14 protein-coding genes and 1 pseudogene are annotated in these 15,031 nt (G+C 61.1%); 8 read left to right on the plus strand and 7 right to left on the minus strand.

Annotation, left to right across the window (positions count from 1 at the left end; translation table 11 throughout):
- Positions 1-3 precede the first annotated feature (3 nt).
- Positions 4-1,317, plus strand: a complete 1,314-nt coding sequence (locus RGV33_RS22140) for a leucine-rich repeat-containing protein kinase family protein (protein ID WP_322146138.1) — start codon at positions 4-6, stop codon at positions 1,315-1,317.
- A gap of 131 nt (positions 1,318-1,448) precedes the next feature.
- On the opposite strand, the gene RGV33_RS22145 is transcribed toward RGV33_RS22140, so the two are convergent.
- From RGV33_RS22145 to RGV33_RS22155, 3 genes are all read right to left on the minus strand, one after another.
- Positions 1,449-2,156 carry a YebC/PmpR family DNA-binding transcriptional regulator gene (locus RGV33_RS22145; protein WP_322146139.1) on the minus strand — a complete coding sequence of 236 codons (708 nt, stop codon included), beginning with the start codon at positions 2,154-2,156 and terminating at the stop codon, positions 1,449-1,451.
- A gap of 109 nt (positions 2,157-2,265) precedes the next feature.
- The gene (locus RGV33_RS34320; RefSeq protein ID WP_416152081.1) at positions 2,266-2,502 is read right to left on the minus strand and encodes a hypothetical protein; all 237 of its coding nucleotides are present in this window, start codon (positions 2,500-2,502) and stop codon (positions 2,266-2,268) included.
- Positions 2,503-2,540: 38 nt separating this feature from the next.
- Complete coding sequence (locus RGV33_RS22155; RefSeq protein ID WP_322146140.1) at positions 2,541-3,398, minus strand: LysR substrate-binding domain-containing protein; 858 nt, start codon at positions 3,396-3,398, stop codon at positions 2,541-2,543.
- Positions 3,399-3,508: 110 nt separating this feature from the next.
- Between RGV33_RS22155 and RGV33_RS22160 the strand changes: the two genes are divergently transcribed.
- From RGV33_RS22160 to RGV33_RS22170, 3 genes are all read left to right on the plus strand, one after another.
- A complete protein-coding gene (locus tag RGV33_RS22160) occupies positions 3,509-4,618 on the plus strand; it encodes a 2-aminoethylphosphonate--pyruvate transaminase (protein WP_322146141.1) in 1,110 nt (369 codons plus the stop codon).
- Between the two features lie 27 nt (positions 4,619-4,645).
- A complete protein-coding gene (phnX, locus tag RGV33_RS22165; RefSeq protein WP_322146142.1) occupies positions 4,646-5,473 on the plus strand; it encodes a phosphonoacetaldehyde hydrolase in 828 nt (275 codons plus the stop codon).
- A 123-nt stretch (positions 5,474-5,596) separates the two neighbouring features.
- Positions 5,597-6,157 (plus strand): cytochrome b, encoded by a 561-nt coding sequence (locus RGV33_RS22170; RefSeq protein ID WP_322146143.1) that lies wholly within the window; start codon positions 5,597-5,599, stop codon positions 6,155-6,157.
- An 880-nt stretch (positions 6,158-7,037) separates the two neighbouring features.
- On the opposite strand, the gene RGV33_RS22175 is transcribed toward RGV33_RS22170, so the two are convergent.
- The 3 genes from RGV33_RS22175 to RGV33_RS22185 all read right to left on the minus strand — a co-directional run bounded on the left by RGV33_RS22175 (position 7,038) and on the right by RGV33_RS22185 (position 10,812).
- Positions 7,038-7,937, minus strand: coding sequence for a 1-aminocyclopropane-1-carboxylate deaminase (locus RGV33_RS22175; protein ID WP_322146144.1), 900 nt, complete (start codon positions 7,935-7,937; stop codon positions 7,038-7,040).
- A gap of 57 nt (positions 7,938-7,994) precedes the next feature.
- A complete protein-coding gene (locus tag RGV33_RS22180) occupies positions 7,995-10,034 on the minus strand; it encodes an NADPH-dependent 2,4-dienoyl-CoA reductase (protein ID WP_322146145.1) in 2,040 nt (679 codons plus the stop codon).
- Positions 10,035-10,419: 385 nt separating this feature from the next.
- Complete coding sequence (locus RGV33_RS22185; RefSeq protein WP_322146146.1) at positions 10,420-10,812, minus strand: tautomerase family protein; 393 nt, start codon at positions 10,810-10,812, stop codon at positions 10,420-10,422.
- Positions 10,813-10,930: 118 nt separating this feature from the next.
- Between RGV33_RS22185 and RGV33_RS22190 the strand changes: the two genes are divergently transcribed.
- From RGV33_RS22190 to RGV33_RS22205, 4 genes and pseudogenes are all read left to right on the plus strand, one after another.
- Entirely contained in the window at positions 10,931-11,443 is a 513-nt protein-coding gene (locus tag RGV33_RS22190) for a LysR family transcriptional regulator (protein WP_322146147.1), read from the plus strand.
- A gap of 221 nt (positions 11,444-11,664) precedes the next feature.
- Positions 11,665-12,795, plus strand: coding sequence for a carbon-nitrogen hydrolase family protein (locus RGV33_RS22195; RefSeq protein ID WP_322146148.1), 1,131 nt, complete (start codon positions 11,665-11,667; stop codon positions 12,793-12,795).
- A 4-nt stretch (positions 12,796-12,799) separates the two neighbouring features.
- The gene (locus RGV33_RS22200; protein ID WP_322146149.1) at positions 12,800-13,834 is read left to right on the plus strand and encodes an AraC family transcriptional regulator; all 1,035 of its coding nucleotides are present in this window, start codon (positions 12,800-12,802) and stop codon (positions 13,832-13,834) included.
- Between the two features lie 208 nt (positions 13,835-14,042).
- A pseudogene (locus RGV33_RS22205) lies at positions 14,043-14,189 on the plus strand (pyruvate dehydrogenase); the annotation flags it as partial.
- Here the strand turns inward: RGV33_RS22205 and RGV33_RS22210 are convergent.
- On the minus strand, positions 14,190-15,029 hold the full coding sequence (locus RGV33_RS22210) for a DUF2242 domain-containing protein (protein ID WP_322146150.1): 840 nt from the start codon (positions 15,027-15,029) through the stop codon (positions 14,190-14,192).
- Positions 15,030-15,031 lie beyond the last annotated feature (2 nt).

Below are 15,031 nucleotides of genomic sequence, written 5' to 3' on the forward strand. Positions count from 1 at the left end.
TTCATGGATACCCTTGCCCAACTCAAGGCCGGCCAATTGGCCGGTATCAAACGCCTGGACCTGCGCTGCGGGCTGACCGAGTTCCCCCGGGAAATCTTCGACCTGGCCGACTCCCTGGAAATCCTCAACCTCACCGGCAATGCCCTCAGCAGCCTGCCGGATGACCTGCACCGCCTGCCGCATTTGCGCGTGCTGTTCTGTTCGGAAAACGCCTTTACCGAATTGCCGGAATGCCTGGGCCAATGCGCGCAGTTGAGCATGATCGGCTTTAAGTCGAACCAGATCAGCCGCGTCCCTGCTGCTGCGTTACCGCCCCTGCTGCGCTGGCTGATCCTCACCGATAACCGCATCAGCCAGTTGCCGAGCGAGCTGGGCGAACGGCCGTTGCTGCAAAAACTGATGCTGGCCGGTAACCACCTCGAAGACCTGCCGCCAAGCCTGGCCCAGTGCAAAAAGCTCGAACTGATCCGCATCGCCTCCAACCGCCTGACCCACCTGCCCGACTGGCTGCTGACCTTGCCGAGCCTGACCTGGCTGGCCTATGCCGGCAACCCGGTGGAAATGGCCGTGGAAGTGGCCCGCGATGACGCAACGCCGAATATTCCCTGGTCGCAATTGGTGTTGGGGGAAGTGCTGGGCGAAGGCGCTTCCGGGATCATCCGCAAGGCGTCCTGGATACCGCCCACCGGGCCGGCCAAGGCAGTGGCGGTCAAATTGTATAAAGGCAGCATCACCAGCGACGGCTCGCCGCTGCACGAAATGCACGCCTGCATCGCTGCCGGGCTGCATGCCAATTTGATCAAGGTGCAAGGCCGGGTCGTCGACCATCCCGAAGGCCAGGCGGCGCTGGTGATGCAACTGATCGAACCGAGCTACCGCAACCTTGCGGCCCTGCCGAGCCTGGCGTCATGCACCCGCGATATATACGAACCGACCACACGCTTCAGCGCCGACGTGGCGTTACGCATGGCTCGGGGTATTGCCTCGGTGGCGGCGCACCTGCATGAGCAAGGCATCACCCACGGCGATTTGTACGGACATAACATTCTGTGGAATGAAGCCGGTGAGTGTCTGCTCGGGGATTTTGGTGCCGCGTCGTTTCATGCCTCGCTCGACAGCCAGGAAACCCGGGCGTTGCAGCGCATCGAAGTGCGGGCGTTCGGGGTGTTGCTGGGGGAGTTGCTGGAACGGATTGATGCGGGGTTGAGCGAGGAGGAATGCGTGGCACTGGAAAGCTTGCGGGATAACTGCTGCCAGCCGGATGTGCTTGCCCGGCCCGGGTTTGAGGAAATCACAACCCTGTTGCGGTCTTCCTAACTGCGCTAAACCAACGTGTGTGCGGGCTTGCTTGCGAATACGGTGTATCAGCCAAGTATGTATCGACTGACACACCGCATTCGCGAGCAAGCCCGCTTCCACATTTGGACCGGGTTCACTTCAGACTGGAATTAACCCGCCAACCCGACAAACATATCCTGCACATCGTCATGGTTGTCCAAACCTTCCAGGAAGGCTTCGACTTCGGCCATCTGCTCATCGCTCAAACCGCTCACCGGGTTTTTCGCGATGTAGCCCAGCTTGGCCGACAACACCGTAAAACCCTGCTCCGGCAAGGCTTTCTGCACGGCGTCCAGGTCGGTGGTCTCGGTGATGAACAGGGTGCTGCCCTCTTCCTCGCCGTCTTCGAAATCCTGGGCACCGGCTTCAATCGCGGCCATTTCCGGATCGGCGTCGGGGCTTTCCGGCGAGGCTTCGATCAGGCCCACATGGTTGAAGTCCCATGCCACGGAGCCGGACGCACCGAGTTGCCCCTTGCGGAACGCCACGCGGATTTCCGCCACGGTGCGGTTGATGTTGTCGGTTACGCATTCAACGATCAGCGGCACCTGGTGCGGGGCAAAACCTTCGTAGGTCACGCGGTGGTATTGCACGGTCTCACCGAGCAGACCGGCGCCTTTCTTGATCGCGCGCTCCAGGGTTTCCTTGGGCATCGAGGCCTTTTTGGCCTGCTCCACCACCAGGCGCAAATGTGCGTTGGTGGTGGTGTCGGCACCGTTGCGGGCGGCAATAGTGATCTCTTTCACCAGCTTGCCGAAGATCTTGCCCTTGGCATTGGATGCCGCTTCTTTATGTTTGACTTTCCACTGTGCGCCCATGACTCACTCTCTTCTATCCATCGCACCGAGACGTCTACTGGCCGGCGCTTTGGGGGCAGAGTTTATAGCGCTGAAACACTCTAATCCACCAAAAAACCGGCCATGCCCCTCAGGTGCGCAAGGGATTGATTGTGCGCTCACGGCCCGGTACGAAGTCGCCCACCTGCGCCAGCACCGCCGGCCTGTCATTCCAGCAGGGCATCAACACCAGCAAGGAAAACAGCGCCGCGCCGGCGAACACGATAAACACCAGCACCACGCTGGCGGTGTGCAAGGCGCCCATCACCAGGGCGACGGCAGCTGAAATCAGCAACCCGCCGAGCACGGCGACGCTTCTGGAGATCATGCGCAAAAGTTTGCGCTGAATTTGAGGCCCTCCCCCATTCAGGGCGCCAACTCGAAAAACGCCTGAATCAACCGCAACTTACGCCGCCGCTCCATGCACCCGATCACATGCCGGTTCACCAGCCCCTCACCCTGGATCGGAATCGCATGCACCCGTGGATCCCGACTCACCTCCATCGACGACACCACCCCAACCCCCAACTCAGCCGCCACCGCTTCCGTCACCGCCTCACGGCTGTCCAGTTCCAGCAACACCTTGGGCTGCACGCCGGTCTGGGCGCAGGCGTCGTCAAACGTGCGTCGGGTGATGGAGCCAGGCTCGCGCAGCACCATGATCACTTGATCCAACTGCTTGAGCCGAATCCCCGCAGGCTGCGCCAACCATGGATGACCGGCCGGCACCAACGCGCAAATCCGTGACTCGATCAACGGCTGCAGGTGCAGCCCCTTGCGCGGCTCTACCTCTGTCAGCACGGCCACATCCGCACGCTCCGACAACAGCGCGGCCAGGGTTTCCTGAGCATTGCCCAGGCGCAAATTGACGGTGATCCCCGGGTAACGTTCACGCAGCCTGGCCAGCATCGGCATGACCATGTGCGGGCCGTCTGCCGCGACTTCCAGGCGCCCGGCGAGCAGTTGTCGGTTGGCCTCCAGTAACGTCTGCGCTTCGTCCACCAGGCCGAAGATGGCGCGCGTGATCGCGGCGAGTTTGGTGCCCTCCTCCGTCAGCTCCACGCGCCTGGCCGTGCGCCGCAGCAGCGCAATCTGGTAGTGCTCTTCCAGCGCCTTGATATGCCCGGTCACTGCCGGCTGGCTGATGAATAACCGCTCGGCCGCCCGGGTAAAACTGCCCTCGCGGGCCACGGCGTCAAACGCACGCAGTTGGAATAAGTTCATAGCTATCGGCCTCACTGATAGCTCGCATAACAACAAACAATTTGATTGATGACAAGCCAAACTGCAATTTATGCCCCGTAGCTTCATCCCAACGTTTGCGAGGACATAGAATGAGTACTGCCGCGCCGATCCTGCTGACCCCCGGGCCCTTGACTACCTCGGCCCGCACCCGCCAGGCCATGATGGTCGACTGGGGTTCATGGGATGACCGCTTCAACCAACTGACCGCCAGCCTCTGCGAGCAACTGCTGGTGATCGTCAATGGGACCCACAGCCACAATTGCGTGCCATTGCAAGGCAGTGGCACCTTCGCCGTGGAAGCGGCCATTGGCACTCTGGTCCCACGGGACGGCAAGGTGCTGGTGCTGATCAACGGCGCCTACGGCAAGCGCCTGGCGAAGATCTGCGAAGTGCTCGGCCGCGCGTTCAGCACCTTTGAAACCGCTGAAAACGAACCCACCACCGCCGCCGACGTCGACCGCCTGCTGCACGCCGACAAGGGCATCACCCATGTCGCGCTGATCCATTGCGAAACCAGCACCGGGATTCTCAACCCGCTGCCCGAGATCGCCCAGGTCATCGCCCGCCATGGCAAGCGCTTGATCATCGACGCCATGAGTTCCTTCGGTGCCTTGCCAATCGACGCCCGTGAAGTGCCGTTCGACGCCCTGATCGCTGCCTCGGGCAAGTGCCTGGAAGGCGTACCGGGCATGGGCTTTGTGTTCGCTGAAAAGCAGGCGTTGGCCGTTGCCCAAGGCAACAGCCATTCCCTGGCGATGGACCTGTTTGACCAGCACAGCTACATGGCCAAGACCGGCCAGTGGCGCTTCACCCCGCCGACCCACGTGGTGGCGGCGCTGCACGAAGCCCTGCTGCAATACAACGAAGAAGGCGGTTTGCCCGCCCGGCACCAGCGCTACGCCGACAATTGCCAGGCGCTGCTGGAAGGCATGGCCGAGCTCGGCCTGCGCAGCTTCCTGCCTGCCGCGATCCAGGCGCCGATCATCGTCACCTTCCATGCACCGAAAGACCCGCGCTACCAGTTCAAGGAGTTCTACGAGCGGGTCAAGGCCAAGGGTTTCATCCTCTACCCCGGCAAATTGACCCAGGTCGAAACCTTCCGCGTGGGCTGCATCGGCCATGTGAACCGGGCCGAGATGCAAGCTGCGGTCGCGGCGGTGGCCGAGGTGCTGCAAGAAATGAACGTGCTCGACATCTGACTGCCAACCTCTAACAGGATCTGAACCATGAACTACGCAAACCCAACCCAGCTTCAAGCCGCGATCCTCGACTGGGCCGGCACCGTGGTCGACTTCGGCTCGTTCGCCCCCACGCAGATTTTTGTCGAGGCCTTCGCCGAGTTCGACGTGCAGGTTTCCATCGAAGAAGCCCGCGGCCCGATGGGCATGGGCAAGTGGGACCACATCCGCACCCTGTGCGACCAGCCGCAGGTGGCCGAGCGTTATCGCAAGGCTTTTGGCCGCACGCCGACCGACGACGACGTGACCGCTATCTACCAGCGCTTCATGCCGCTGCAGATCGAGAAAATCGCCGAACATTCGGCACTGATCCCCGGCGCCCTGGACACCATCGCCAGCCTGCGCAAGCAAGGGATCAAGATCGGCTCGTGCTCCGGCTACCCCAAGCAGGTGATGGACAAGGTGGTCGAGCTGGCCGCCGCCAATGGCTACGTCGCCGACCACGTGGTGGCCACCGACGAAGTGCCCAAAGGCCGCCCGTGGCCCGCCCAGGCCCTGGCCAACGTGATCGCCCTGGGAATTGATGATGTAGCGGCCTGCGTGAAGATCGACGACACCGTGCCGGGCATCCTTGAAGGCCGTCGCGCCGGCATGTGGACCGTGGCGCTGACCTGTTCGGGCAACGCCCTGGGCCTGACCTACGAGCAGTTCCGTGCCCTGGACGCGGACACACTCGCCAGCGAACGCAAGCGCATCCAGGCCCTGTTCGAAGGCTCGCGCCCGCACTACATGATCGACACCATCACCGACCTGCCCGACGTTGTTGCCGACATTAACCAACGCCTGGCGCGGGGTGAAATGCCGCAGGGCAACTGATCGAGATCAAAAGATCGCCTCTGCGCCCTCCTCTCACGGGCAAACCTCGTAAAACAGGCTTACATTGAAAGGACTCCGTCGCGAAAGAACGGAGGTTTGCCCTGATGAGTGAGGAAGAAAGCGATGCCCTGGAAAAATTCCGATACGCGTTACAGCACCATGTCGATTGCGTTGCACTGGCTGATGGTGGTGCTGCTGGCGGTGGTCTACGCCTGCATTGAGTTACGCGGGCAGTTTCCCAAAGGCAGCGGTGCACGTACGTTGATCGTGGAAATGCACTTCATGTTTGGCCTGACCGTGTTTGTGCTGGTGTGGCTACGGTTGTTCGCCCGCAGCCTGGGCGTGGCGCCGAAGATCGTGCCGGCCCCGCCGCAGTGGCAAACCCTCCTCGCGACCCTGATGCACATGGCGCTGTACGCCTTGATGATCGGCATGCCCATCGCCGGCTGGCTGATCGTCAGTGCCGAGGGGCATTCGGTGATGTTCTACGGCATTGAGTTGCCGCCACTGATTGCCGAAAACAAGGCGTTGGCCAAGGAGATTGAAAGCTGGCATGTGCTGTTCGGCAAGATCGGTTACTGGTTGATCGGACTGCATGCGTTGGCCGCGATCGTTCACCACTACATGCTGCGCGACAATACTGCGTTGCGGATGATGCCCGGCAAGCGAGAGAGCAGTCAGTAAACTCTGCGACTGGATGTGGGAGGGAGGTTGCCTGCGATAGCCATAGGTATCGACGCATAATTTGTGTTGGGGCTGGGTCGGGTGGGGGGCATATCCGTTTTTTCGGTGATGGTTTAGATGGGTTCCGCCCTTACGGCGGGTCACTTTTGAAAGGAGCCCAAAAGTAACCAAAAGGCTCTTGCCCCACCACTCGGCACCTCGCTTAGGCTCGGTGTGCCCTCACTCCGGCATTACTCCGCGGGCCGCCGCGACGGCCCGTCCCTGGCCCGTCGCGGCTAAACCGGCGTCCTGCCGGTTTACCCGCTCCGTAATACCTGCGTTCGGCCAGCGTGGTTGACGGGGCGCCTAAGATCAAGATCACAAGCAGATCAACAGCACAGCGGCCTACAGGCCGGCTTGAGTGTTAAAAGCCAGATCAAAAGCTAAAGCAGGAACGGTTCAAATGTAGGAGCTGGCTTGCCTGCGATGGCATCGCCTCTGTGTATCTGAAAGACCGAGTTGCCTGCATCGCCGGCAAGCCAGCTCCTACAGCTTTTGCCTTGGCTTTTAACACTCAGGTCGGCTTTCAGGCCGCCGTGCCCTTGATCTTGCTTGTGATCTTGATCTAACTGCCCCATTCAGCCCGAGGCCGAACGCAGGGATTGAGGAGCGGGTAAACCGGCAGGACGCCGGTTTAGCCGCGACGGGCCAGGGACGGGCCGTCGCGGCGGCCCGCGGAGCAATGCCGGAGTGAGGGCACACCGAGCCTAGGCGAGGTGCCGACAGGCGGGGCAGAGCGTTTTGGTTACTTTTGCGCTTTTCAAAAGTGACCCGCTGTAAGAGCGGAACCCATATCAGCCGTTACCTGAATAACGGATATGTACACCACCCACCGACCCCATCAACAGTGCCTAACCGCAAACCCTCGGCGGCCTTGCAGGCCGCCAGTGTGGACGAAGATCAGGCGAGTCCCAGGAACGAAGCGGCCGGCTTCAATCTGCTGCTTCAACGCCAACAGCGCCTTGCCGGTATACAGCGGCTCCAGTGGCAGCCCGCAGGCTTGCTCGGTGGCCTCGATAAACCCCAGCAACTGCGGATCAACCTTGGCAAAACCGCCACGACTGGCCTCCAGCAATTCAAAACCATCCTGCACCAGCGCCTGTACCTGCTGCGCCACCCCATGGTCGTCGGGCACCGCCAACGCACCGTACACCGGATGCGCACCCACCTCGGCCAGCACCAACCCCGCCAGCGTGGTGCCGGTGCCTGCTGCCAGCCACCAACCGTCATAGCCCGCCCAGCCCAGGCCGCTTAATTGCGCCCGCACCTGACTAACCAATACCCCGCAGCCCAACGCACCGGCCAAGCCACCGCCGCCTTCGGGCACCGCGTGCAGGTTCGGATATTGCTCGCGCCACGGCAGCCAGAAGTCCGGCTCATTGCGCGCACGATAGCCGCCATAACCCAACCAATGCAGCTGCATGCCAAAGGCTTTGAGATCGAGCACCGTGGGCGTGTCTTGCGGATGGCCACGCAGCAAGCCAACGGTCGGGAAGCCGAAGCGTTTCCCGGCCGCCGCCAGTGCATGCAGATGATTGGAGTAGGCCCCGCCCAGGCTAATGATGCCGGTAGCACCTGCCGCCCGGCCTTGCGCCAAGTGCTCGGTAAGCTTGAACCATTTGTTGCCGCTGATCAGCGGGTCGATGCGGTCCAGGCGCAGCACCGCCACCTCCACCGACCCCATCCAGTCGAGCTTCAGGAGTTCAAGGGGCGCGCGGGGAAGCCAGTCGAAAGGACCCATGAGGGCAGTTCTGCACAAGAAAAGGGGCGGTAGTCTACCACCGCCCCTTTTGCGTGTTTACAGCTCGGCCGCCAGGCGCGAACCCTGGTTGATGGCGCGCTTGGCATCCAGCTCGGCCGCCACGTCCGCACCGCCGATCAGGTGCACGTTCTGCCCGGCCGCGACCAGGCCGTCGTGCAATTCCCGCAAAGGATCCTGGCCGGCGCAAATAACGATATTGTCCACCGCCAGCACCTTCGGTTCACCCTCGGCGCCGATGCGGATGTGCAGGCCTTCATCGTCGATTTTCAGGTACTCGACACTGTTGAGCATTTGCACCTGCTTGTTCTTCAGGCCCGTGCGATGAATCCACCCAGTGGTCTTGCCCAGGCCGTCGCCAACCTTGGAAGCCTTGCGCTGCAACAGGAACACTTCGCGCGCCGGCGCATGGCGCTCGGGCTTGATCCCGGCCACACCGCCGCGCGCTTGCAGATGGGTGTCGATGCCCCACTCTTTCCAAAACGCCTCGCGGTCCAGGCTGGTGGACACACCCTGATGCACGAGGAATTCCGACACGTCAAAACCGATACCGCCGGCACCGATCACCGCCACGCGATGGCGCACCGGCTTGCGCTCCAGGATCACGTCCAGGTAGTTCAGCACCTTGGGGTTTTCCACGCCCGGGATCGCCGGCGTACGCGGCGCGATGCCGGTGGCGAGGATGACCTCGTCGTAACCGCCCGCAACCAGTTGCTCAACGTTGACCCGGGTGTTCAGGCACAGCTCGACGTGAGTGGTCTGCAACTTGCGCTTGAAGTAGCGCAGGGTTTCAAAAAACTCTTCCTTGCCCGGAACGCGCTTGGCAATGTTGAACTGGCCACCGATCTCGCTGGCCGAATCGAACAGGGTCACCTGATGCCCGCGCTCGGCGGCAACGGTGGCAGCCGCCAGGCCCGCAGGACCGGCACCGACCACGGCGATTTTCTTGATCTGCTTGACCGGCAGGTAGTTGAGCTCGGTTTCGTAGCAGGCACGCGGGTTGACCAGGCAGGTGGTCAGCTTGCCGCCGAAGGTGTGGTCCAGGCAGGCCTGGTTGCAGCCGATGCAGGTGTTGATTTCATCGGCGCGGCCTTCGGCGGCCTTGTTGACGAAGTCCGGGTCAGCCAGGAATGGGCGAGCCATCGACACCATGTCCGCATCACCTTCGGCCAGAATCTGCTCGGCAATTTCCGGGGTGTTGATGCGGTTGGTGGTGATCAGCGGGATCTGCACTGCACCGCGCAACTTGGCGGTGACTTTGCTGAACGCGCCACGCGGCACCTTGGTGGCGATGGTCGGAATGCGCGCTTCGTGCCAACCGATACCGGTGTTGATAAGGGTCGCACCGGCCTGTTCGATGGCCTTGGCCAACTGCACGATCTCTTCCCAGGTGCTGCCGCCTTCCACCAGGTCGAGCATCGACAGGCGGAAGATAATGATGAAATTCGGGCCTACTGCTTCGCGCACCCGGCGCACGATTTCCACCGGCAGGCGCATGCGGTTTTCATAGCTGCCCCCCCAACGGTCGGTGCGGTGGTTGGTGTGGGCGGCGAGGAACTGGTTAATGAAATACCCTTCGGAGCCCATGATTTCGACGCCGTCGTACTCGGCCACCTGAGCCAGTACCGAACAGGTAACGAAATCATTGATCTGCTTTTCGATGCCTTCTTCGTCCAGCTCCTTGGGCTTGAACGGATTGATTGGCGCCTGGATCGCACTCGGCGCGACCTGTTTCGGGCTGTAGGCATAACGCCCGGCGTGGAGGATCTGCATGCAAATCTTGCCGCCCGCCTCGTGCACCGCCCGGGTCACGATCTTGTGCTTTTGCGCTTCCTCGACGGTGGTCAGCTTGGCTGCACCGGCATACACCCCGCCTTCATCGTTCGGGCCAATGCCGCCGGTCACCATCAGGCCCACGCCGCCACGGGCACGCTCGGCAAAGTACGCCGCCATACGCTCAAAGCCGCCGGGTTTCTCTTCAAGGCCGGTGTGCATCGAGCCCATCAGGGTTCGGTTACGCAGGGTGGTAAAACCCAGGTCCAACGGGGCCAGCAGGTGCGGGTAGGCAGCAGCGGTCATGGTACAGCTCCACAACGGATCATCACGGGACGTGGAGCGCTCGTATGGCACTCCATCGGTTTATGTCCCACAGACTAAGAGCCCAGGGTTTGGTGCTCAATGACTGAAAGTGACAAGTTAATGATCAAATCGCGCAGCGGTGGCCCGGCAAGACCCACAATAAAAACAGATTCAACTCAAACTCTACTTAATAGATTTTTATAATCATGTATTTTTGAATGGAACGAAAGTAACTCCGCCACACGAGAGACAGCAATGAGCTTAAAAGACAAGATTATCGGCCAAGGGCGCTGAGTTGCTGCACGTACAGTTTCTGGAAACACTGAACGCCCAATAAAAAAGAGGGGCGACTAATGGATCAGTCGCCCCTCTTTTAGTGTTTCAGTCATTCAGTTGGCGCGTACTGCATCTCGCCATTGCCAAATGACCAGTCCTCACGTTTCACATCCACCAGGCTGATCCACACATCTTCCTTACGCAGCCCGGTCTTGGCGTGGATGCCTTCGGCGATGAACCTGTAGAAGGCCTTTTTCACCTCAATGGTGCGCCCGGCGTTCCACGTCACCTGGATAAAAACGATCTTGGGCGTGTACGTGACCCCAAGGTACCCCGCCGCCGGGTACACCAACTCATCCTTGGCGTGGCGGTTGATGATCTGGAATTTATCGTGCTCAGGCACGTTGGCAACGTTGGTCATCGCGGCATATACCACATCGCCGATCGCCGCAGCGGTTTCAACGCTGGTGTCGGCGGCGAGGTCGATTCGAACTAAAGGCATGGCAGAGTCCTTGACGAGGTCGGTGGCCAGTCCACGGCGGTGGCCAGTGGTGTAACGCTAGTCTCGACGGCAAAATTCATCAAGCGCATAATTTTCAAAAACATAATGAGGATTGCGCATGCTATTTGAGGACCTGAAAGCTTTCCTCACTGTCATCGAAAGCGCATCGCTGACCAAGGCGGCGCTTACCCTGTGCCTGACGCAATCCGCCGTGTCTCGCCGCATCCAGCATCTGGAGGAGACGCTGGATGAAACGCTGCTCGACCGCACGACGCGCCCTCCTTCACCTACCGCAATGGGGTATCGCATCTATGAAAAAGCCGTGGAACTGCTCAGGGACGCTGCACACCTGCTGAGTATTCCCCAGGAAAACGCGATGCCGAGCGGACGATTTCGCGTGGGCCTGACACAGATCGTCGCGGACGCGGTGGTGTTTGAGGTGGTTTCCCGGATGAGAGCGCGCTTACCGAGCCTGGAAATGCAGATCGTCACCGATTGGAGCTCAGAACTGGAACGGCTGATGCTCCAGGGAGAGCTTGATGCGGCAACCCTGATGCTGCCTGCTGCCAACAGCCCGCCCGCCGCCCTCGGCGCTCAGTTGATTAGGTTTGCACTGGGCGACGGCTGCTGAGGGTTCAGTTGCTTAAGAGCGCCTCAAAGAAATTTGGCTGCAGACCATGGTTTCGATGGCGCGACCGTGACACGTCTGTTGACGGCAAACAGATGTCGATGTGTGTGAAGAAAAACCTCGGCGTCTACGCAATAATTCCTGTTAGCCGTTGAGTCTGTGTATCCTCATTCTCAGGTCACACGAAAACTCATGCTCTGAACCCGGTTTGTTGTCTTTTTCCCATGCGTAAGCTTTTTGCCTTCACCCTAACCATGGCCCTGGTTGCCGCCGTTTCTGCCTATCTGGTCTGGACCCAGGAGCGCCCCGTGGGGCATTACCTGTCCGACCTGCGGATCAACCTGGCCGTCGACCAAGGCGTGCCCGCCGACCGCGGCAACCTGCTGGGCATCCAGCCGGAACTGTTCCCCGCCGACTACCAAAGCCTGGAACGCCTGCACCTGAAATTTGCGGCCTATCTGCAGAAGGCCCGGGACCAGGGGCTGATCAACGACAAGACCATCGTGGTGCTGCCGGAACATATCGGCACCTGGCTGATGGTCAGTGGCGAGAAAAACGAGCTGTACCAGGCCACCAACCTCAAGGAAGCGATGAACTGGTTGTCGGCGAGCAACCCGTTGCTGTTCCTGCGGGCATTGATCAGTGCCAAGGGTGATGACCGCATCGACGACGCCTACCTGCGCATGAAGGCCCAGGCCATGGCCCGCGACTATCAGGTGCTGTTCGGCGGCCTGGCCAAGGAGTTCGGCGTGACCCTGGTGGCCGGTTCCATCGCCCTGCCCAACCCGAGCGTGAGCCAGGGCCAACTGCACATCGGCCATGGCGCGCTGTACAACACCAGCGTGGTATTCGACCGCGACGGATTGCCACTGGGCCAGCCGCAACGCCAGCTGTACCCGATTTTCGACGAGCGCGGCTTTATCGAACCGGGAGACGAAAACACCATCAGCGTGGTCGACACCCCTGCCGGGCGCCTGGGCATCCTGATCGGCAGCGACAGCTGGTACCCCGACAACTACCGCAAGCTCAACGAGCAAGGTGCACAGTTGGTGGCTGTGCCGGCCTTCGTGATTGGCCGCGAGACCTGGGACAAGCCTTGGCGCGGCTTCAAAAGCGTGTCGACGCCACCGGAAATCAGCCTCAAGCCCGAAGAACTCAGCGAAGGCGAAGCCTGGCACCGCCTGACCCTGATCAGCCAACAGCCCATCAGCCAGGCGACTGCCGGCATGAGCGTATTCCTGCGCGGGCAGTTCTTTGACATGGGCAGCGCCGGGCAAAGCTTCCTCAGCAGCAACGGCCAGGTGTTCGCCGACGGCAATGCCCATGGTGCACGCCTGCTGAACGTGTGGCTGTAAGGCGATGAAGCCGGTGCGGCTGGGGGATTTATCGGTGGGCTTTGTCCACACCCTGGCCGATGCGATCCACAGCCACGGCTTGGACCCGCAACCATTACTGCTGCAATACGGGCTCGACCCGGCGCGCCTGGCCGAGGCTGGCGCCCGCTTGTCGATCCCGCGCTATATGCGCCTGGGTTTTGCGGCCATCCAGCTGACCGGCGACCCCGGGCTGGGCCTGCGCATGGGCCAACTCAGCCGCCTGAGCCAGGCGGGCCTCGCCGGTGTTACCGCCGCCCAGGCGCCCACCGTGCGCGAAGCCGCACGCACCCTCACGCGTTTCGAAGCCTTGTACGGCTCCAACTATCGCGGCCAGTCAAGCTTTCACGAGGACGCCAACGGCGCCTGGCTGCGCTTCTATTCCATCAGCCCCTACAACGCCTATAACCGCTTTGTGGTGGACTCGATCATCGCTGGCTGGCTGCATCAATTGTCGAGCCTTTGCCTGCAACCGGTGCAAGCGCAGCGCATCGAAATTGAGTTCCAGGCACCCGACTACAGCGAGCGCTACAGCGTGCTGGGAGATTGCCCGATCCAGTTTGGCGCCGAGCACAATCAACTGCGCCTGAGCCAGCAAACCCTGGGCATGCGCAACCCGCAACATTGCCCAAGTACCTGGCAGTTGCTGGTGCAGTTGTGTGAACGGGAACTGGAGCAGTTGACGCGCACCCGCAGCCTGCGCGAGCGCATTACCCGGTTGCTCGGGCCGATGCTCAATGGTGGCCGGGAACCCGACCTGGAAGAAGTGGCGTCACGCTTGAAACTGCCCACCTGGACCTTGCGGCGCAAGCTGGCGGAGGAAGGGACTCAGTTCCGGGCGATTCTCAACGACACTCGCCGCGACCTGGCCATGACCTACATTCGCGATACCGAACTGGCGTTCGGTGAAATTGCCTATCTGCTTGGTTTTGCTTCAGCGGAAGCCTTTCAACGAGCCTTCAAGCGCTGGAACAACCAGACCCCAGGGGAATTTCGCCGCAGTCAGCGGCATTCCGCCTGACGTCTGTCTTACAGCTCGGTGGCATCATCGGCCGGATCCAGCGGATCCAGTTCAAAGGCCTGGTACTCCAGCAATTCTTCCTGGTATTCGTCCATGGTTGACTCCTTGTTTTATGAAAAGGGGTTGCTAAGTGACCTGCACAACCAGCCTAAAGTGCCGTCATGACGAAAAAATGTCCGTGGCATGACGTTCCTGCACTTCAAGATGCGAGTTTTTTGAGGTGGACCGTTACTTCATTGCACTGGCGGCCCTGAAGGCGCTGGCGGATGACGGGATGATCAGCCGCGCCAGGGTGGCGCAGGCGATCAGCCGCTACGGGATCAACGTCGACAAGGCCAACCCCGTAGCGGTGTAGTTACTGCGCAGGCGTCGGCAGGGGCGGAATCACTTCGGTCGGCGCCGGCAGTGCCGGGTTGGTGGCCTCTGGCGCCGGTGCCGGGGTTTCCTTTGGCGCAATTGGCGCAGGCTCTGCCGGCGGTACGACCGGCTCCGATGCCGCAGGCTCTATCGCCGGCACAACGGGGGCTGCCGGTGTGGCGGGGACTTCTTTTGGCGCTTCTTTAGGCGCCTCAACCTTATCGGCTGCCGGGGCTACCGGGGCTGCCTTCGGCTCTGGAATGCCCAGGTCAGCCTTGGGTTTCTCTGGAATATGCGCAGCCTTTTTCACTTCCTGCGGCAGGAAAACGTCCACCAGGGCGAAGTAACGGTCGTAGAACTTTGGCGCAGACACCGTCTCGCTGGCCACCTTGACCATCGAATCATCGGTGGAACCAATCGGCATCGACACCGAGCCCAGCACACCCACGCCGAGACTGGCGGAGTTGTTGACCTTCTTCAGCGCGTAGCGGTCCTGCAAGGCGTTGGCGAACATCGTCGAGTGATGATCACCACTGCCATCGTCGGCACACACCACGTTGAAACTGATTTGCAGGTGAGTCTCGCCGGTCTGCTGGAAACTCTTGTTACCCACTACCAGCTTTGGATCGCTGCTGGTGATGATGTAACCCTGGCTCAACAGCGCACGGCGCGCCGCTTCGCAGGCCGCGGTGTCACTGACCGGGTAATCACGGGAAAACGTACCGGAGTCGTCGAAATTCTCATGTTCATAAATAGCGGTCTTGGGTGACGAGCAGCCCGCAGCGCCCGCCAGCACCAGCGCTACCCCGAGGCTACGCAAGTGAAATGATGTCGACATCG

The organism is Pseudomonas sp. Bout1 (genome assembly GCF_034314165.1).
GTDB lineage: Bacteria > Pseudomonadota > Gammaproteobacteria > Pseudomonadales > Pseudomonadaceae > Aquipseudomonas.